The 18954-nt window shown below is 27.5% G+C and carries 19 protein-coding genes; 5 read left to right on the forward strand and 14 right to left on the reverse strand.

The window, feature by feature from the left end:
• Nucleotides 1–93: 93 nt before the first annotated feature.
• Nucleotides 94–780, forward strand: coding sequence for a RadC family protein (gene radC, locus ACSHW5_RS03735; protein ID WP_435674773.1), 687 nt, complete (start codon nt 94–96; stop codon nt 778–780).
• Between the two features lie 72 nt (nt 781–852).
• On the opposite strand, the gene ACSHW5_RS03740 is transcribed toward radC, so the two are convergent.
• The 11 genes from ACSHW5_RS03740 to ACSHW5_RS03790 all read right to left on the reverse strand — a co-directional run bounded on the left by ACSHW5_RS03740 (nt 853) and on the right by ACSHW5_RS03790 (nt 9700).
• The gene (locus tag ACSHW5_RS03740; RefSeq protein ID WP_435674774.1) at nt 853–1266 is read right to left on the reverse strand and encodes a hypothetical protein; all 414 of its coding nucleotides are present in this window, start codon (nt 1264–1266) and stop codon (nt 853–855) included.
• 156 nt (nt 1267–1422) lie between these two features.
• Nucleotides 1423–2232, reverse strand: coding sequence for a hypothetical protein (locus ACSHW5_RS03745; RefSeq protein ID WP_435674775.1), 810 nt, complete (start codon nt 2230–2232; stop codon nt 1423–1425).
• 3 nt (nt 2233–2235) lie between these two features.
• Entirely contained in the window at nt 2236–3594 is a 1359-nt protein-coding gene (locus ACSHW5_RS03750) for a hypothetical protein (protein ID WP_435674776.1), read from the reverse strand.
• Nucleotides 3591–4211, reverse strand: a complete 621-nt coding sequence (locus ACSHW5_RS03755; RefSeq protein ID WP_435674777.1) for a hypothetical protein — start codon at nt 4209–4211, stop codon at nt 3591–3593. The genes ACSHW5_RS03750 and ACSHW5_RS03755 overlap by 4 nt, the downstream gene beginning before the upstream one ends.
• A gap of 3 nt (nt 4212–4214) precedes the next feature.
• Complete coding sequence (locus ACSHW5_RS03760; RefSeq protein WP_435674778.1) at nt 4215–5177, reverse strand: hypothetical protein; 963 nt, start codon at nt 5175–5177, stop codon at nt 4215–4217.
• On the reverse strand, nt 5177–6088 hold the full coding sequence (locus tag ACSHW5_RS03765; RefSeq protein WP_435674779.1) for a hypothetical protein: 912 nt from the start codon (nt 6086–6088) through the stop codon (nt 5177–5179). Before ACSHW5_RS03765 ends, ACSHW5_RS03760 begins: the two co-directional genes overlap by 1 nt.
• 20 nt (nt 6089–6108) lie before the next feature.
• Nucleotides 6109–6384, reverse strand: a complete 276-nt coding sequence (yidD, locus tag ACSHW5_RS03770; RefSeq protein ID WP_435674780.1) for a membrane protein insertion efficiency factor YidD — start codon at nt 6382–6384, stop codon at nt 6109–6111.
• A gap of 9 nt (nt 6385–6393) precedes the next feature.
• Nucleotides 6394–6651 carry a hypothetical protein gene (locus tag ACSHW5_RS03775; protein WP_435674781.1) on the reverse strand — a complete coding sequence of 86 codons (258 nt, stop codon included), beginning with the start codon at nt 6649–6651 and terminating at the stop codon, nt 6394–6396.
• 182 nt (nt 6652–6833) lie between these two features.
• Complete coding sequence (locus ACSHW5_RS03780; protein WP_435674782.1) at nt 6834–8423, reverse strand: tetratricopeptide repeat protein; 1590 nt, start codon at nt 8421–8423, stop codon at nt 6834–6836.
• Between the two features lie 92 nt (nt 8424–8515).
• Nucleotides 8516–9430 carry an IS1595 family transposase gene (locus tag ACSHW5_RS03785; protein WP_435674783.1) on the reverse strand — a complete coding sequence of 305 codons (915 nt, stop codon included), beginning with the start codon at nt 9428–9430 and terminating at the stop codon, nt 8516–8518.
• 117 nt (nt 9431–9547) lie between these two features.
• Entirely contained in the window at nt 9548–9700 is a 153-nt protein-coding gene (locus ACSHW5_RS03790; RefSeq protein ID WP_435674784.1) for a hypothetical protein, read from the reverse strand.
• Between the two features lie 352 nt (nt 9701–10052).
• Between ACSHW5_RS03790 and ACSHW5_RS03795 the strand changes: the two genes are divergently transcribed.
• The 4 genes from ACSHW5_RS03795 to ACSHW5_RS03810 all read left to right on the forward strand — a co-directional run bounded on the left by ACSHW5_RS03795 (nt 10053) and on the right by ACSHW5_RS03810 (nt 14625).
• Nucleotides 10053–10640 (forward strand): hypothetical protein, encoded by a 588-nt coding sequence (locus tag ACSHW5_RS03795; RefSeq protein WP_435674785.1) that lies wholly within the window; start codon nt 10053–10055, stop codon nt 10638–10640.
• A gap of 41 nt (nt 10641–10681) precedes the next feature.
• Nucleotides 10682–12178 carry a hypothetical protein gene (locus ACSHW5_RS03800; RefSeq protein WP_435674786.1) on the forward strand — a complete coding sequence of 499 codons (1497 nt, stop codon included), beginning with the start codon at nt 10682–10684 and terminating at the stop codon, nt 12176–12178.
• A gap of 235 nt (nt 12179–12413) precedes the next feature.
• A complete protein-coding gene (locus ACSHW5_RS03805; RefSeq protein ID WP_435674787.1) occupies nt 12414–13718 on the forward strand; it encodes a polysaccharide deacetylase family protein in 1305 nt (434 codons plus the stop codon).
• 1 nt (nt 13719) lies between these two features.
• Nucleotides 13720–14625, forward strand: coding sequence for a hypothetical protein (locus ACSHW5_RS03810; RefSeq protein WP_435674788.1), 906 nt, complete (start codon nt 13720–13722; stop codon nt 14623–14625).
• Here the strand turns inward: ACSHW5_RS03810 and ACSHW5_RS03815 are convergent.
• The 3 genes from ACSHW5_RS03815 to ACSHW5_RS03825 are packed head-to-tail and all read right to left on the reverse strand — an operon-like array spanning nt 14605 to nt 18905.
• Nucleotides 14605–15870, reverse strand: a complete 1266-nt coding sequence (locus ACSHW5_RS03815; RefSeq protein WP_435674789.1) for an oligosaccharide flippase family protein — start codon at nt 15868–15870, stop codon at nt 14605–14607. The genes ACSHW5_RS03810 and ACSHW5_RS03815 overlap by 21 nt on opposite strands.
• A gap of 2 nt (nt 15871–15872) precedes the next feature.
• Complete coding sequence (gene asnB, locus ACSHW5_RS03820; protein WP_435674790.1) at nt 15873–17765, reverse strand: asparagine synthase (glutamine-hydrolyzing); 1893 nt, start codon at nt 17763–17765, stop codon at nt 15873–15875.
• A gap of 3 nt (nt 17766–17768) precedes the next feature.
• Nucleotides 17769–18905 carry a glycosyltransferase family 4 protein gene (locus ACSHW5_RS03825; protein WP_435674791.1) on the reverse strand — a complete coding sequence of 379 codons (1137 nt, stop codon included), beginning with the start codon at nt 18903–18905 and terminating at the stop codon, nt 17769–17771.
• Nucleotides 18906–18954 lie beyond the last annotated feature (49 nt).

Here is an 18954-nt window from a genome sequence, read left to right on the forward strand (position 1 = left end):
AAGTAACTTGGTAAAAAAAGGCTTTCTGTAAGTTCGCTAATAAAGTAAGAGAACGTTAATTTCCATTTTTGTATTTTTATAAAAAATTGATACATGGAAAAGTTGACTATAAAATCTTGGGCGTTAGATGATAGGCCAAGAGAGAAATTAGTAGCAAAAGGAAAAAAGGCCTTGTCGGATGCTGAGTTAATTGCCATTTTAATTGGTTCTGGAAATAGAGAAGAAAGTGCAGTTGGGCTATCAAAAAGAATTTTACAATCTGTTGATGGCAATATTAATGAACTTGCTAAATTGTCTGTAGAAAAATTAAGCACTTTTAAAGGAATAGGAGAGGCAAAAGCAATTTCTATAATTACCGCCTTAGAATTAGGCAAAAGACGTCAATTAGAAATTGCTTTAGAAAAACCAAAAATTACAAGTAGTAAAGATGGTTTTAATGTAATGCAACCGGTTATTGGCGATTTAGAACACGAAGAGTTTTGGGTGTTATTTTTAAACAATTCTAACAAAGTTTTAGCTAAAAGTCAGATTAGTAAAGGGGGGTTAACAGCTACTGTGGTAGATGTAAGACTGTTGTTTAAGAGAGCTTTAGAATTGGCGTCTGTTGCATTAATTGTTTGTCACAATCATCCTTCAGGAAAATTACAACCTAGCCATGCAGATAAACAACTTACTCAAAAAATTAAAGAAGCAGGAATTACCTTAGATATAAAACTGCTAGATCATTTAATAATTACCGAAAAAGCGTATTTTAGCTTTGCAGATGAAGGGGTTTTGTAAAATTTCTTTTTGATGTAAAAACCTCAAAAATTTTTACATCTTTGAGGTTTTATAAACTACTTTTCCTTTTTACTAATTTTGTTTAGATTTTTCAATCTCTTTTATAGGATTGAAAACAATTTGTTCTGAAAGCCAGTTTTTATACCCTTCTTGACCAAGTTCTGCAATTAGTTTTCTAGAATTTACTGCTGTACCTTCTACCTCAAAACCACCATAAAAAAAGTAATTTTCAGAACGAACTACACCGTTTACAAGTACATCATACTGAGGCCCCGCGTTCTCTAAGGCTTTATCCATAGCATCTTTAATATTAGTCCCTAAAGCTAAAAACCCCATGCTTTTACCTTTGGTTACTACACCATTTTCTAGGTTAAAATTTACGGAATGGTTTTTAGAACTAATTATAGTAAAATCTACTAGTCTAGCAGAACAGCTGCTTAATACTAATGTTAGTAAAGTTAAAATAAATAAATTTTTAATTTTCATAATTAAATGGTTAGCTTTCCTACTCGTAAGGTTTTTTGGTGACACCCCGTTTTTAATGGTTTCTGGACTCCATTTTTTGATGAGAAACTTATTGCTTTGTTAATAAAATGTTTCTTGAATATATTAGTTATTCTTTCTATCAATTTTGAATACCACCTATTGATACTTAAGTTTTGCAGCATTTGTTAATACTTCTCCCGCTTTAGATAAGCGTAGTAATATTTTAAGACCTAAACTAACTCTTAAAAACTTTAATGAAGGATCTGTATAAGAGTTTAATGTAGCGTTATTGTTTAGTGTAGTTTCATCTAGTCTATTCCCTAAATCGTAATTTCCTTTAGCGTATAAAAGAATTCTAAAAGAATCTCTATTTAAAAAATCCTTACTTTTACTATCAAGCGAGAATTCATAACCAACGATACTAGAAATAAATAAATTTGATTGAAAAGAATTTTTAACATCATATTTAGTAATACTGTTAGAATTAGTAACTCTGGTTGCAGTTGCTTGAGTAGTTAAACTATAACCACCACCAAGTGCCAACCAAAATTGCCCACCTTTTATAACATTACCCATTCTTAATTTTGCATACACAGGAATTTCTATATTGGTTGTTTTTATAGAATCTGTTACTTGTAAATTTTTATTTTTTATTGAATATTCTTGTAAGTTAATGCTTACACCAGCCATAAAACCTAAAGTTGAAGTTGGCGAATACGCATCAAAACCTAAAAAATAACTGGTGTTTGGTGTTTTAGAATATAAGATGTTTTCTTCTTCAATTGTACCTTTTTGACTTATTAACGCTGTTTTTCCATTATCTCCAGCCCAAGATAAGTCAGCACCTAAGACGGCACCTAGTCTAAAGTTTTCAGTAGTAAAAAATTTCTTTTTTACAGCAATATCTTGTCCTAAAACGGTTATGCTTGTTAGCCCTAAAACAAATAATAATACACTTTTTTTCATTGGTTATTTTTTTCGTTGTTTGTTAAAGTTTTTTGTAAATACTATAAACTCTATATCTCTCATATCCATACCATATTTTTTTGCTTTAAAAAAATAGTTGATAGCCATATTCTTTGCTTGGTTTTTAGAGATGTTCATTTTTCTTAATAAAGATTTATTTCCTTTACCAATCATCATTAAACACATAAACCTGTAATTACTTCCTTTTAAATAACCGCTATTTTCATATTTATAATAGGTTTTAAAAGTGTTTTTGTAGTGTTGGTCTGATGAAACTGCATTGTTGTATGCAGAAGTTATTCTTTTTTTGATAAGATTAGGGTCTGCCTCTTTACATGTATAAATTCTTGCTGCCAATAAAGTATTTTGAAACCCTTTTATTTCTAATGAAGTATAAATTTTTAAAGCATTTGCGTACATTTCTAGGTTAAAATAGTTCTCTGCTTCTTTAAATTCTATTTCTTGTTTCTTCTTTTCTTTTGCTTTAAATATTAAAGATTCTAATTTATTAATTTCACTAATGCTGCCAATAGAGTTTTTTTTGCTAATCGCTACTATTTTTGAAGCACTTATAAAGTCGTCTTTGGCAAGAACGGCTTGTGTTTTTTCTTCTAAATAAGAATAATCTACTAAATCTAAAATAGCTTGTTTACCATCTATTGCTTGGGTATATTGATTGTTTACATTTAAAATATCTTCTATTAACTGTAAAGCTTCTAAATATTCTTTTTGGGCATATAATGCTACAACTTCTTTATAAAGTTTATCGTTTCTTATTGCAAGCTTTTTAAGTTGTGCTGCATTTGTATTAATTTTTAAACATTTATTTACATAAAGGTCTTCATTCGTATCATTAAGTTCATAAACATTGGTAATTTTATATGAAGAAGGATTGTTAATATTAATTTCTAGCAAATGATTAACAGAGCTTTTTCTTGAGGAATTTTTATAATAAAAATCCTTTGTTACTTTAACATAACTATAGTTTGTTGAAGTTTTTGGATTGTAATATGTACAATCATAAATTTTAATAGATTCAAAATCAATATCTATTTTCTCAATATTATTAGCATTTTTTGCATAAGAAAAATAACTCCAAACTTGATCCATTTTTAAATTTGAAAATTTTGGATCATTTAAATCATAAATATGTTCAGAAACTAAAGGGTCATAAAAATGTTCTTGAAGTTTTCCAGAATAACTCTCATTTTTTTCATTAATTGTATGCTGTAAAAGTGTTATATAATTACTTGCTAATGAAAAAATTAAATTTTCATTGACATTACTTGATAAACTTGCATTATTGTTGGCTATAATTGGCTTTGATACAACAATAAATAAAATAAGAATTAGTTGTTTCATTTTGTTAATACCTTTATGTCATTAACTTTTATATCTCCCAATAACATCATCCACTTTGTTCCATTTCTGGTAGATACTTTTTTTACAATAGCTTCGCCAGATTTGGTTGTGTCATCCACATAATCCCATTCTATAGTTTCTAATTTTTCTTCTCCAGGAATTGAAGTATTTATATAGTTCTTTTTTTTATAGAAACGTTGTACAAATGTATATTTCATAGAATAACTACCAAGTTGTGTTGGGTGAGGTTTAATATCCTCCACTGTAAAATCGATAATATCTATGTGTACTAATTCTCTTTTTGCTTCATAATTTGTTAAACTATGTAAATACGTTCCTATTTTTTTAGAAATAGGTTTTTTGGGCTGACTTGCAATTGCTATTTCAATTTTAGCATTTTTAACAAACATTCTTAATACGTTGCTAATTGCTTTGTCCTTTAATAAAGGTTCTGCATTAAAAGTGGGAATTATTTTAAGAGATTCTTTAAATAATTCAATCATTCTAACGGTTCTTCTTTTAAACTCTTCTTTATCTTCTTTTGTTAGTTCTAATTTTTGACTGAAAGAGTTAAAAGACAAGAAACAAAAAATGAAAATGAATGTATTTTTTCTCATTATTTACTGAATTTCGCTAGCATTATGACACTCAACTGTAGTAATGCTAGATATTTTATTGGTGTCTCTATGGAATTCTACACGGGTTATATTTATATCTATAATAGAACTCATATATGCTAATCTGTCTACTAAATAATTTTTTCCATCGCCACTTTCCCATTTGTCTGGGTATTTATCATTTAAGTTTACATACATTTTTACAGAAGCATTTTTATCGAAATATTTTGCCCACACTTCCTTAGCAATAAAATCTCTTTCTTTGGCGCTTTTTTTTGTGTCAATTATTTTTAAAAGATCGTCTTTTAGTTCTAATGCTTTTGAGGTTGTTTTTTGGTTGCAGGGGTTTTGTGTAGGTGTGGTAATAGTTTCATCTTCAGGAAGTAATTCAGCATGTGTGGTGCTTAAAATAGAAGGGTTAACAAGTACAATTATTTCCTTATAATTATTTCCGCAGATGCTTTCTTTAATTTGCTCGCTTATTTCTTTTGCACTAGTAAAAATAGTGTGTTCGCTATAGGTTTCACCGTCAGAATATTCTGAATATATTAGTGTTAATACTTCTTCTTTTTTTAGGTAAGAATCTATTGTTTTTTTACTTACTACTCGTTTTGCTGGTAATGTTAAATGTTTATCAACAATACTGTCTTTGTAGAATTGTGAAAGCCAGTTTTTACTAAACTCAACTGTATTATCTCCCATTTGTTCAAAATACCAAGCATTGGTTTCTACAGGTGTTTTTTTAATATCTAACCGTGCAACATTAATAGGCTTCATTAAATAATCAAATTCACAATTATTTGCGGAAAAAGGGGTTACTATTTCTTTAAAATAATCTGGGTATTTGCCTTCTTCTAATGGTTTATCAAAAACAAAAGTAATTGGTACTGAAACTGTTTCATTACCACATGAAAGAAAGGTAAATATAATTAGTCCGATAGATAAAAATTGTATTGTTTTTCTCATTATTGTAATTGATTTTCTTTGGATTTTATAGCAATTGCTCTCATTGCGTTTTGATCTGTCTGATGTTCTATAAGTTCTTTTATTTCATCATCCCAAATGATGTGAATAAACGCTAATTCTGCTTCACCTTTTTCATTTATAATTAATTCAGTATTACCACTATTAGCTATTTTAAAATTTGCTTCAAAATCTAATGGAATTATTGTTTTTTCGGGCTTTACAATATCTGTTTTTCTTATGTAGTTATTATATTCTTTATTTTTTATTAGCCAAAAATTAAAATGAGCTAACGCTTTTTCTGACCCAATAAGATGAAAAACAGCACATAAAAAAGAAAAAATGATTACTATTTTTCCATTTACCATACTAAAAATACTAAACCCTGGAGGAAGAACGCTATAGTAAGTAAAAATCTTCCATCCAGCAATTGCAAAAATTAGAACAGCAAAAATTAAACTTATTAATTTTGATACTATTTTTTTATTCCTATAAGATTTTAATTCAAGGTAAATTCTGTCTTTATGATGCGCATCATTGTTTTCTTTTCTTTTAGTCATCATTTCTAATTCACCTTTAAAAATTTTGTTATTAATATAAGTATGATTAAATATTTTAGAAAACGGACTAAGTAGTACAGGTGCAACGGCAAAAAAGAAATCAAACAAAATTGCTCCAACAATAAGCATAATGTTTACACCAGATTTTGCTAAAACAGAAAAACCTAAATAAATGTCAAATGCAATGGCTAAAAACATTAGTACATAAAAAATTGGTATTGAGGATGATAATGTAGCGTACAATGAACCCGTAGAATAACCTGATACTGAAAGAGACCTGCCTTGTGGTGTCAATGACCAAGCATTTTTATACTTATCGCTTGGTTTAAAAAAAGTATTTCTAGAATATGGCATATTATTTTTATCGTTTGTGTTTAATCTAAAATATCACTCCGCATTTCTGCAATTTGATACATTTCATTATTTGCGGTAATTATATAAGTTTGGCTTTCTATATCTATAATATTGTACCCAGGCTTGCAATTATTTATTCTTTTAATTAAAGCTTTAAAACCTTTAATAAAACCTTCTTTTTTAGTAATTTTAAACACATAATTTGAGCAAGATTCTTTAAATAAGCACTTATTTCTTTTGCTTACAGGTATAGTTTTCCAGTATATTTTTATAATAAATATTAGAAAATATTTCATGTGTTATTATTATTTCTTTTTGAAAACTACATGACCAACATGCCAAATTTCATCTGGTCTTGAACCTAAACCAAAACAACCGCTTTTTCCGGGGCGTAAATAATGCTGGTAATTATGGTTTATATATTCCCACTCTTCAGATGCATTTGAGTCTAAAATGTTTTGTAGTTCTTGATTAATGTTTTTTGTTTGATTAAATGGTACAACTTTGTAGCTTATAATTTTATGGTTTTTTATAGTTAAATTGTTCTTTAATTTACATTTCAATACAGAAACAAACTTTTTAGCACTCCAATAATAGCAACTTTTTATAACGGCAACAATTCTCTAAACGCTTAATTTTAGAGGTATATTCAATTTCACCCCTAGGGGTGCTACTGTAAACAAGTTTTGTAATTTAAAAATTTAGTACAGAATATTTCAGAGAAAGTTACAGGCGTAACCTCTTTCTATTTTGAAGTATTTTTTTTGAATAATTCTGCCTCTTTTTTATAGAGTAAGATGGCTTTTGCTTTATCAAGAGAACCATTGTTGTTATTTGTTGTTTTAATTTTAGCAAACAATGCTTTTCTTCTAGATTTTATACCGTTAATAGAAATACACAATTTATCTGCCAATTCATCTTGTGTAAAACCCATAATAAGATTTTCCCAAAATTCTAAATTTGTTGTTGTTAAGGAATATTTGTTTTTTAAATATTGGGTAAAACCGTTTTTAAATTGTTGCTTTTGTTTGTAGTTTAAAAACCATAGATATAGAAGTATCAAAAGAATAGAAATAAAGAGAATTACAAAAACAAGAATTACTATTTTTTTCTTGTTATTTGCTAAAACTTCATTTTGAATTTTTTTCTCTTGCACTAATATTGTTTTTTCTTTTTCAGAAGTTTCATATTGAATTCTTGAAATACTTTCGTTTATTTTGCGTTCTACTTTTTTTAGGCTGTCTCTTGTCAATAAAATCTGTTTAGCAGTTTCTAAAGCCTGTTTTGGAGGGTACACATCTAATAACAACTCCATAGCTTCTAACTCGTCTTTTTTATAATTTATAGACTTAGAAAGATTTTTTGCAGTTTCTAAATATTTTAATGCAGTTTCTTTTTCACCTAAACTTTTGTAATAAATACCTAAATGAATATTGCTTACAATCTGACCAGGTATATTTTGTATAGAATCTCTAATTTTTAAAGCCTCAAAAAAAAGTTTCGGGATTTTAGTGGTTTCTTTGTTCAAAAATAAGGCAAAAGCATAGTTATCTAATAATATTGCTTTTGTTTCAATGTTTACTTGTAAAATACTATCAAAACTCAAAGCAGTTTCATAGTTTATAATAGCTTTTTTATACTCTTTTTGCTCTTTATACACATTGCCTATATTGTTTAAAGAATGTATTTCAAGTAACCCGTTTTTAAGTTTTTTTCTTATATTATAAGCTTTTGTATGGTACTTTAGGGAGTTTTTAAAATCATCTAAACCTTTATAGGTAACTCCTAAATTGTTGTAAATGGAAGCAACTCTTTGTTTTTTATTAGAATTTTTTAAATAAGTTAAAGTTTTAAAAGAAGTAGTTTCACTTTCATTAAAATTAAAAATATTTTTTTGAATAATAGCTATATTTAAAAGTACTTTACTCGCTTTTAAAGAGTCGTTTAATTCATTATAAATTTTAAAAGCTTTATAGTAATAAGCATAAGCACTGTCTAATTTATTTATGTCCCAAAAATAGAAACCACTATAGTCGGAAATTTTTGCATTCGTTTTTGTAAAGTTCTTTAGAGTTTTAGAACTTAAATGTTCTAAACGGTATTGATGAAATTGCTGCCATCTTTTTTCTTTGTAAGAAAAACGCACTAAATTTAAAAGAGATTCACTATATAAAGAATCGTTTTTTTCTTTTTTATATTTTAGATATAGAGTTTTTACATCATTAAAGTTTTTGGCTTTTAACTCTTTATTCTCGTTTTTAAGTTGATTGGAAATACAAGAAAGTAATAAAAAGAATATAAAAATAAATATAATAGTTTTGTAGGCCTTTTTCATAGGCATAAATATAGGTTTTTTCTTTTTTTAATTCTTCTCAAAATTTTTACAAAAAACCATAATTAATCACAATTTTTTCTGTATATCCGTAATTAGACATAGCCTGTAATATTTGCAATTACTAACCTATCAAATATTTTTTCACCAAAGTATCTTCGATTCAACTTATATATAAATTCGTTCAAGTACAATTGAAGATATTTCTTTTTGATTTTATGATAAGTACCTACAAAATTTCGTTTTGCATTACTGATTGTAATATGTACCCATTTTAAGGTTTCCTTTGTTGTTGTTTCACTTGATTTTTCACTTATATGCAACTCTACATAATCTGCAATATTAATATAAGAAGTACTTTTATCAGTAAATACAATTGTTTTCTCACTGTCTATAGCTTGGTGTAAAGCTGTATCTGTTCCATCAGCTTGATGGTTTTCTAAAACCTTAGCTTTAAAATAGCGGCATTGTCTCTCTACTTTACCTGTTTCAATATCTTCAAGAACTGTACTTTCAGCCATAACCATAACATTGGATTTTGTTTTACTACCACGACCAGCTTTTTGTGTACTATGCTCTTGTTCAGATGCTTCTACTGTAAAATAACCTTCATCCATTTCTATCATTCCTTCTAAGGTATAGCGGTCATCTCTATTTCCCATTGCTTTACGCAATTTATGAACCATTGCCCAAACTGGCTCGTAACGTTTTAAACCTAATTGACGTTGAATCTCTTTTGAGGAAAAACCTTTCTTAGTTGCTGTTAATAAAAACATTGTTTTGTACCAAATCATAAATGAAAGATTAGAACTCTGCATTATTGTACCGCTCCTCAAAGATGTACGACTTCTACACTTTTTACATTCATAACTCCATTGGCTTTTTATCCAATAATGTTCTTTGTGAGAACACTTTTTACAAGAAACTCCTATTTTATCTCGCTTTGATTTAAAGTGGTTGCGACAAGATTCTTCACTGTCAAATTCTGCTGTAAAACTAAAAATATTCATAACTCAGATTTTCATAAAGATAAGCACTAATATTTAATTATTAGTGTTTACGGATATACAATCAATTTTTTTATTAAAAATTAAAACCCCACGTATTGTGAGGTTTTTTTAAGAAAACTAATCTTCATCAGGTTCTCCACGATCATCCATATCTTCCCCAGTTGTAGATTGTAGTTCTATAGATTCATTTAAAGACTCATCAATATCTGTGCAAGAAATAAAAGAACTGCTTAATAACATTATTGCGAATACATATTTAATAATTTTCATACTATTTGTGTTTAAATTTTTAGACAATAGATTTCCTTTCGATTTTTTTTTGAAAATCAATTTTTACCTTTCAGGTATTTAATTATTTGGAAGTGCTAAAAAGAGAGAGGCTTGTAATTACTTCCTTACTACCAACCGCTCTCTAATTTTAAAAAAGTGAAGTTGTACCGTTTTCACTTGTTTTTGTACATTTGTTTTTAGTTGCAACTAAAAACAGAAACTAGTTTCAGAAATATTTCTGGTATAAAGAAAAGTGAATAAACAAGTGCTATGTTTAAGATTCTTTTAAATTCCTTTAGGTTCTTTTAAATTCACTAAAGACTAATTGTAATTGTTCTAAATGAAAGCGAAAATGAAAAATAAAGAGAGTTATAATAAAGAAATAAAAGAGTATTTTTTTAACGTAAAAAACAGAATTCTACCAGATCTTACTACTTCTTCAATAAAAAGTAGGTGTTTGTTTTTGTTAAATGAAAATCTTAAAGAATGTGATAAAATAATTGTTAAAAATTATTTTAAAATTATAAGTGAAGAAAACTTAATTAAAGAAATTACAGATAAAGATTCAGATACATTCAAATCGGTTCTTAATTATTTGAATAATAAAACAAAAAAACTTAATAAAGAGGAGGCATATAATTTTGTAGCATGGCTTATAGATTTTAAGTATAGACCGTTTTCAATATATATAAAAGATAATGATGTTCAAGAAAATGTAAAAAAGTTTAATGATTTAATTGAACATAAACAGAGTAAACTTAACCAAAAAACACCAAATAATAAAAACGACACTCAAAATAAAGCCTACATTAAGACTAATCAAGTGAATATATTAAGTGCATTTAATTCTTCATTAATCAACATAGTTAAAGGTACAGTGAGGCAGTTTAATTTTTTAGGAATTGGAAATAAGCAAAAAGTGGAAAAGGATAATAAGTAAAGGATGCAACTGTAAAAAGAAAAAAAAATCTATAGATTAAAATGTGTGTATTTAAAAAAGAGGTTGAAGAAAAACAAGTAGATTGTTATTTCTCAAAAATAGATTATTTAATAGATAAAATACTAATTGATGAAAATGGGTTTTGTATTTTTCATAGCAAAAATGAAACTTGGAAAAATGAAAATAAATTTAGAACTCACTTAGAAAAAATAATTTGTTATTTTGAAGAAGATTCTTTGCAAAAAAATATTTTTCTTGAAGACATTATATTTACAACAGACATTGGCAATCTATTTAATAATAGAGAGTTTAAAAAAAATATAAAGTTCAATCATTCGCAATTTAATGGAGTCTTAACTTTAGAGTCTTCATTATTCAAAAATATAGATTTTACTTCTGTAATATTCAAAAAATCGGTTTATTTTAATAATTTGATTATCAATGATGTGGTGTTTAAAAATACTTGTTTCAAATCAAAAATAATTATAGATAAAAGTAATTTTAATGACTTTTTTATGTTGAATACCCTTTTTAACGGCGGGTTTTCTATTTCAAATTCTATTTTTAACTCAAACTCCTTTTTTCAAAACATTAAAACAAATCTTGACAAATCAATTAATCAAGGAGTTTCTTTTAAAAATATTCATTTTAAAAATTACACAACGTTTGAACTCTCCGAATTTAATTCGGTAGTAGATTTTAAAAAAATAATAATACATAAAGTACTCGTTTTTCACAACACTCAATTTAATTATAACGAACCCTTACCAATTATATCATCTGTAACTTTTGAACAGATTTATATTAAAGAAAAAGGTAGACTAGAGTTTAGAGGAAGTCTAGAAAATAAAATGTTCAACAAGGTACAAGATGTTAGTTTTTTTCAAGAAGAAATTCAAGGGAAGTTATTTTTTGAATATACAGATTTTACAAAGTTTACACCATTATCTAGAGAACGCTTGATTGGTGCAACAAAAGTAGAAAATGCCAAGGTTATTATTGGGGTTGGTTGCAAGAAATATTATAATAGAACAGCTTTAAAATCTATTGAAATAGATGATGAAAATCAAAATTTAGTATTGGAATTGTGCAATACATTTATTGATTATTTTACCAAGAATGGAGGATTTAATTTGGGGGTTGAGTTTGTAAGTAAAACGAATCAAAATATTCAATTTTTTTATTTTTCAGATGAAATAATAACATACAATAAATTTGAAACACAACTTCAAAAAAGTGAACAAAATATGTGGCGTTTAATTAAAGTAGAAGGTGATAATTTAAGCACTCAACTACCAAAAAATAATTTGCCTTCTAAAATAATTAACGCAACTGATACTATGATAAATTTAATTAGTTTAGTCTTAAAAATTGGTTCAAGAATTCCTTTTGGCTTAATTACAAAGGAAGAAATATCGCATTTACTCAACACAACATTACCCCCTAACTGTAAACCAAACAATGGTTTAATTGTTAATCAAATTATTCTGTTTGGAATAAAAAACACCCAATCTTTTCAAGTTAATAAAATAGGCTAAATTTGTTAGGCTAAAATGAAAAAACAAATATGAAACAATAATTATTGGAAATAAATGTATAATACAAAAACGGAAACTATAATATTATACTTTAAAATATTTTAGTGCTATTTTTTTTAGTTAAGAAAGCGTATTTTAGCTTTGCAGATGAAGGGCAATTATAGTCCTAAAACTTATGAAGATCGTTTTCAGTTTGTAGTTCACTGAATACCAAATACTGCCAACTAAATAAAACATGATATTAGTCTACACACATAAAATAACGCCCAGAATACGTTATATATTTAAACATATTGTAACAAGAACATTACTTATTCCTGTTAATTTTACTTCTAAAGTAGAAGAGTTTGTTGCCTTTAATGGACCAAAAATAAGCTACACAAAAACACCCTTAGGAAATGAGTTTTTTATAAAATGTAATAATTTATTATTTGAACAAGGTGTGAATGATATGGAAATTTCTATCCAAAAATGGGATGAAATTCCGTGCTTTTTTAAAACAGGGCCAAAATCTGTTATTCCTTTTGATATTTTTGCAGCAAGTTTCTATTTAATTTCGAGATACGAAGAATATTTACCACATGTAAAAGATATTCATGGCCGATTTACAGCTGATCAAAGTTTGGCATTTAAACACCATTTTTTAGAAAAACCAGTGGTAGATATTTGGGCCTATAAATTTTTAGAGGCTTTAAAAGAAAAATTTCCAGAATATAACTACAAGGACAGGAAGTATGAGTTTATTTCTACAATAGATATAGACAATGCGTATGCTTATAAATATAAAAACTTAATTAGAAGTGTTGGCGGATTTTTCACAGATCTTTTTAAATTAAGAATCTTTAATGTTTGGGACAGAATGGCTGTAGTTTTAAGAATTAAAAAAGATCCTTTTGATACGTTTCGGAGAATTATTGATATTAATAAAGAAAATAAAATTAAAACTATTTTTTTCTTTTTAGTTGGAGATTATACCACTTTTGATACCAATATTTCTGCATCTAAAACCAAATATAGACTGCTTATTAAAGAAATGGTAGATTACGCACTTGTAGGATTACATCCATCTTATTTTACCATGCACAATATGGTGCTTCTAAAAAAAGAAAAAGAACGATTACAAGAAATTACAAACATGCCAACAACTCGTTCTAGACAACATTACTTGCGCTTTAATTTGCCAGAAACATATCAGCATTTAATAGATTTAGAAATTTTAGAAGATTATTCTATGGGCTATGCAAGCAACGTGGGTTTTAGAGCAGGTACTTGTACGCCGTTTTATTTTTACGACTTAGATTTTGAAATTCAAACTCCGCTTAAAATATTCCCATTTGCAGTAATGGATACAACGTTAAATGATTATATGAAGTTAACACCCAAACAATCTATGGGGCGAATTAGAGACTTGAAAAACGAAGTAAAAGCCGTAAATGGAACTTTTATTACCTTGTTTCATAACGAAACGTTAAGCGATTATTTACGATGGAAAGGTTGGAAACGTTTGTATGAATCTACCGTAAAAATAGCATTGTCTTAAGATGATTAAAATTGTAAAAAGAAAAGATTTAAACATAGATAAATACAATACTTGTATAGAGAACGCAGTACAAAGTCGCATTTTTGCATTCTCTTGGTATTTAGATATTGTTACAGATCATTGGGATGTTTTAGTTTTAGACAATTATAAAGCGGTAATGCCAATTCCTTGGCGTAAAAAATATGGAATAAAATATGGTTATCCACCTCTTTGGTTACTAGAGTTGGGGCTTTTTTCTTTGGATGAAAATCAAAAAATCGCACCTTTTTTAGATGTTTTATTTAAAAAATATCGTTTTATAGAAACAAGATTAAATACCAGTAATTGTAAAGAAAATAGCGACTATTTTTTATCAAAACAATTTCAGTATTTATCTTTAACCGTTGGTTATGATGCAGTTTTTAAAAGTTATAACAGAAATAGAAAGCGAGAACTTACCAAGGCTGTTAAAAGTGATTTAACTGAAAATTGGAATGATAAACCAGAAAAATTAATTTCCCTTTTTAAAACAAATATTGCTAGTAGAGTAAAAAATATCTCAGAGAAAGATTATATTAATTTATTAGAATTAATGAATTGTTGTTTGCAAAAAAGAGTAGGAGAGTTGCTTACTATTTATGATGTAGACAATAAGTTGGTTGCCGCAGCATTTTTCTTAAAACACAAAAATGAAGTAACACAATTAGTATGCGCTTCAGATGTAAAAAATAGAAAAAATGGCGCACATACTTTTTTTAATGACAGAGCAATTTATAAGTATCAATCTTCTTTTTGTATTTATAATTTTGGAGGTTCTTCAATGAAATCTATTGCCAATTACTATAAAAGTTTTGGGGCAAAAACAAAGCAGTATTATCAACTTAAATACAATAATTTACCTTTTATATTACAATTTTTTAAGAAGTAGTTTTTTATACAAATACCAAAATAAAACAGCAGATAAAATACCTGTAAGCCACATTAAAAGTGCAGAAGTAATTGCAGCGCCTTTTATGCCATATTTAGGTATTAAATAGTAATTGCTAATAATATTTAAAAGCAAACCAAAACTTGCAATATAATAGTTGGTATTGGCTTTGCCGATGGATGATAATAGGTTGCCAAACAAACCTCTTAAAATGTAAATGCCTGTAATACCAAACATAAGTATTAAAAAAGTTTCTGTAAATTGAATAAAGCTTTTATCTAATAACCCTAAGATTGTACCTGAAAACAACCAACAAAACAGTACTAAAAAAACACTAGCAAAAACAAAGAAAAGCACATAACTTTTTATATAATTTACAATATAATTTTTATCATAAATTTTTTCGGTAAACGTTACAAAATCGGTGGCAATAAAAACTCTGGGTAAAAACAAAAGACTAAACGGAATTAAAGAAATATATCTATAATTGGTAATCATTTCTGTGTCTTCTAGCAAATAACCTATTAATAAAATATCAATTACAAAAAGCAGCTGGGTTACTACGTTAGATAAACTTGCAAAAAAGCCATATTTCCAAAAAGAAAAAGTTGCAATTGTTGTTTTAATGGTAGATTTAAAATTGATGTTTAATTTATTTATAAATAAAATTGATGTTGCTAAAGGAGTTACTAAAAGTGCAATAGCATAGCCCATTTCTTTAAAAAAATAACTTAAAAGTAAGATGCTAATCAGTAAAATAATGCTATGAATAAATTCTGTGTAGGCAAAAGATTTATTGTTGTGTTGCAATCTAAATTGAGCTCTAATTATTTCAAAGACAAATGTGGGAATTATTAAAAATGATAAGATAATAAGGTATACTTGCGTGTTTTCAAATTTAAACGTGATAAAGAAACTTCCTATAATTAGTAGAAATACTAAAAGCAAAGAAGCCAACACACCTTTTTTTAAAACATAGAGAAACAAGCTGTTTTTTTCTTCTTCTGTTTTTAAAAGCGCGCCATATCTTATTAAACTTTGATTCAGTCCAAAACCACTTATGGGCAATAAAAAAATAACAATATTGTAAGCAAATAATACCACGCCTAATTCATCATTTTCAATAAATTTTAGGGCTAACCACGAAGCAATAAAAGAAAAAACTCTGGCTAAAATAGTAGCAGAAATAACATAACTGCCAGACCTGCTTAAAAAGCCTTTTATATAATTTATTAGTAGGTTCACAATTAATCAATAAATTTTTGCATCCATAATTCGGTAGAAACCAATTGCCAAATCTGAGCTTCTTTTTTAGAGTTTACAATTTTTTCTATTGTTTTTGTATCAAATTCCTTTCGTTGTTTTAAGCTAAGAAGTGTCTCAAAAATAAACTTTTTTAAATCTGAATGTACCCACTGTTTTAAGGGTAAAGTCAAACCTTTTTTAGGCATTTCTAAGGTGTCTTTTGGCAAGTACTTTTTAGCAATTTCTTTTAAAATATACTTTTGAGTTTTATTTTTATACTTATATTTTGTTGGTATTCTAAAGGCGGCTTCAATAAAATTATGATCTAAAAAAGGAAGTCTTCCTTCTATAGAATACGCCATTGTTGTAACATCTATGGCTCTCATTTGATGATTACCAATATAAGATTTTAAGTTGTAAAAACTCATTGCTTCAAAAGAATCTGTAAATTTTTTATTATTAGAATATAATGTTTCTAAAGTGTTGGTTGTATTAAATGTACGGTCTGTAAATAAAGCATCAATTTCCGAATCATAATAATTTGTGTGATAATGCGAATAATACTCACCTAAAGTTTTACAATTAGCCAAAAGTTTTCCTTTCTTTATCTTGTGATGAATTCCAGGTAATTTTTGTACTATTTTTTTATTTTTTTGTAATTTTTTCCACAAAGATATTTTTTGATACACATCATACCCGCCAAAAAGTTCATCGCCACCTAAACCACTTAAAACTACTGTAGTTTTATTTTGAGAAGCCATTTTGGCTAGAATTAAATTTGCAGATAATTGCGCATAAGGTTCTTCATAAGCTTGTAAAGAAGGTGCTATGTTTTTTAAATTTTCTGCAATCCCAGTATAATGAATGATATGATTTAGATGGTGTTTTTTAGCTGTATTAGTTGCCTGTTGCACTTCGTCTAATTCTTTAAACTCTTTAAAACCTAAGGTAAGAATTTTAATATCGGGTTTGTTTTTTGATGCCAACACAGAAATTAAAGAAGAATCTATGCCGCCACTCATAAAAGAACCCACTTCTACATCAGAAATTAAGCGATAATTTACTGCATTGTATAAACTTTCTTCAATTAAATTATGACTCTGTTTTTCTGTTAATGAAAAATCTTGGGTATTTGTGGGTATTTCCCAATATTGTACTTTATTAAAGGAATTATCATTTAAATCTAATGTTAAGTAATGTCCAGGTTCTAACCCAATAATATCTTGATAAACGGTATTGGGTCTTTGTGCTGTAGAAAATCTAAAATTTTGCCAAAGCCCTTCCCAATCAACTTCAGGCGTATATAATTTTGAGTTTATAATGGATTGTACATTGCTTCCAAAAATAAAATGATGTTCGTTTTTATGATAATAAAAAGGTTTGATACCAATTCTATCTCTTGCGCAAAAAATGGTATTTTTTTGTATATCAAAAATAGCAAAAGCAAACATTCCGTTAAATTTATTCAATGCTTTTTCGCCCCATTCTTTATAAGAATTTAAAACTACTTCCGTATCAGAATCAGAATAGAAGTGATGGCCTAAACCTATTAATTGATGTTTTATTTCTTTGTAATTATAGAGTTCACCATTAAAAACAATCCAATATTTTTTAGAAATATCGGTCATTGGTTGGAAACTTTTGTGCGATAAATCTATTATTTTTAGTTGTCTAAAACCAAAACCAACCTTAACGGGTTGTTGAAAAGTTGTACAAATATGTTGTGTGTTTTTAGCTAAAGAATCTTCACCAAAATATGTTTTTGCTGCATCAGAAAATAGGAAGTAACCTTCATCATCCGGACCTCTATGTATTAAACTTTTGGTCATGGCTAAAAGACTTTCAGAATTTTGTAAAGGTTGGTGTAAATTAATAATTCCTGCAATGCCGCACATAAACTAATTGGTTATAGATTTTGAGTATAATACTGTAAATTTATTGCAAATTGCTTCTTCGCTAAAGTTTTTTTGTATGTAGTTGTACATTTCTTTTTTATTGGCAATAGTGTATTTACGTTGTTTAAAATTAAGAATTTCTTCTAATAATTTGTCTTCATCTTTTGCGTTAATTAGTCGTCCAAAATTATCTGGAAAACATTCGCTAATACCTCCAACATCTGTAGCTATAACGGGTGTTCCACAAGCAAAAGATTCTAAAATTACACAAGGTAAATTTTCAAAATTACTAAACAATACAAATAGATCTGCATTTTGTAAATGAGTTACTACTTCTGTATGCGGAATCTGGTCTATAAATGAAACACAATTTTTATCAATAGAAAGCTCTTTAGCAAGATTTTTATATTGCATAGAATTTTCGCCAATCACTTTCAGGTTAAAACTAGTTTGTTGTTTTTGCAATTTAGCTATTACATGTAATATACCTGATATATTTTTATGTTGGTCATTCATATTAGAAATATGAACTATAGAATAAACATCATTGTTAGTTGTAATTGGGAAAAATTTTTGAGTATCAACCACATTTTCAACTATTTTATACCTGCCTTTTAGACCAAATATTTGCATGGAGTTTTGTAAATCTGTAGTTACCGGACAAACAAAAGTGGCATTTTTAACTATAATTTTAGAAAGGAATTTGTGAATGAAACCTATTTTTTTTGACAGCGGATATTTGTAGTCTGTCCAATGTTCAGAAATAATAAATTGTTTTTTTTTGAACCATTTTAAGTACAGGCTAAAAACACCCATCGGAAACACTTCATGCACATGTACAACATCAAAAGCTGTTGTTTTTTGAAGTAGTTTTTTAAAAGCACTAAGGAATAGAAATCCTTTTTTAAAAGGATTCTTTGTTTTTTTTATATAAGCAATATGTGTTGGTATGCCATTAATTTCTTTAGAAATAAGTGCTATATTTTCTACGCAATTTTTGTCAGAAATAATATGTAAAACCGTTACGGCATGTTTTTTTGAAACCGTTTCTGCATGCCGTTGCACAAAATCGCCATTGTTTGGCAAAACCCTAGAAGGATACCAACCACAAAGAAATAAGATGCTACGTTTCTGTTTCAAAAAATTGTTTTTATTTACACAAATATAACAACTTATAAGAGTTTATTTT

The organism is Polaribacter sp. (genome assembly GCF_051251875.1).
Taxonomy (GTDB): domain Bacteria; phylum Bacteroidota; class Bacteroidia; order Flavobacteriales; family Flavobacteriaceae; genus Polaribacter.

Excerpts from the sequence above, each read along its gene's own strand:
- ACSHW5_RS03750 (WP_435674776.1), bottom strand. The coding sequence starts at position 3,594 with ATGAAACAACTAATTCTTATTTTATTTATTGTTGTATCAAAGCCAATT.
- ACSHW5_RS03790 (WP_435674784.1), bottom strand. The coding sequence starts at position 9,700 with ATGAAAATTATTAAATATGTATTCGCAATAATGTTATTAAGCAGTTCT.
- ACSHW5_RS03760 (WP_435674778.1), bottom strand. The coding sequence starts at position 5,177 with ATGAGAAAAACAATACAATTTTTATCTATCGGACTAATTATATTTACC.
- asnB (WP_435674790.1), bottom strand. The coding sequence starts at position 17,765 with ATGTGCGGCATTGCAGGAATTATTAATTTACACCAACCTTTACAAAAT.
- ACSHW5_RS03800 (WP_435674786.1), top strand. The coding sequence starts at position 10,682 with ATGTGTGTATTTAAAAAAGAGGTTGAAGAAAAACAAGTAGATTGTTAT.
- ACSHW5_RS03765 (WP_435674779.1), bottom strand. The coding sequence starts at position 6,088 with ATGCCATATTCTAGAAATACTTTTTTTAAACCAAGCGATAAGTATAAA.
- ACSHW5_RS03785 (WP_435674783.1), bottom strand. The coding sequence starts at position 9,430 with ATGAATATTTTTAGTTTTACAGCAGAATTTGACAGTGAAGAATCTTGT.
- radC (WP_435674773.1), top strand. The coding sequence starts at position 94 with ATGGAAAAGTTGACTATAAAATCTTGGGCGTTAGATGATAGGCCAAGA.
- ACSHW5_RS03805 (WP_435674787.1), top strand. The coding sequence starts at position 12,414 with ATGATATTAGTCTACACACATAAAATAACGCCCAGAATACGTTATATA.
- ACSHW5_RS03810 (WP_435674788.1), top strand. The coding sequence starts at position 13,720 with ATGATTAAAATTGTAAAAAGAAAAGATTTAAACATAGATAAATACAAT.
- ACSHW5_RS03795 (WP_435674785.1), top strand. The coding sequence starts at position 10,053 with ATGAAAAATAAAGAGAGTTATAATAAAGAAATAAAAGAGTATTTTTTT.
- yidD (WP_435674780.1), bottom strand. The coding sequence starts at position 6,384 with ATGAAATATTTTCTAATATTTATTATAAAAATATACTGGAAAACTATA.
- ACSHW5_RS03755 (WP_435674777.1), bottom strand. The coding sequence starts at position 4,211 with ATGAGAAAAAATACATTCATTTTCATTTTTTGTTTCTTGTCTTTTAAC.
- ACSHW5_RS03740 (WP_435674774.1), bottom strand. The coding sequence starts at position 1,266 with ATGAAAATTAAAAATTTATTTATTTTAACTTTACTAACATTAGTATTA.
- ACSHW5_RS03745 (WP_435674775.1), bottom strand. The coding sequence starts at position 2,232 with ATGAAAAAAAGTGTATTATTATTTGTTTTAGGGCTAACAAGCATAACC.
- ACSHW5_RS03780 (WP_435674782.1), bottom strand. The coding sequence starts at position 8,423 with ATGAAAAAGGCCTACAAAACTATTATATTTATTTTTATATTCTTTTTA.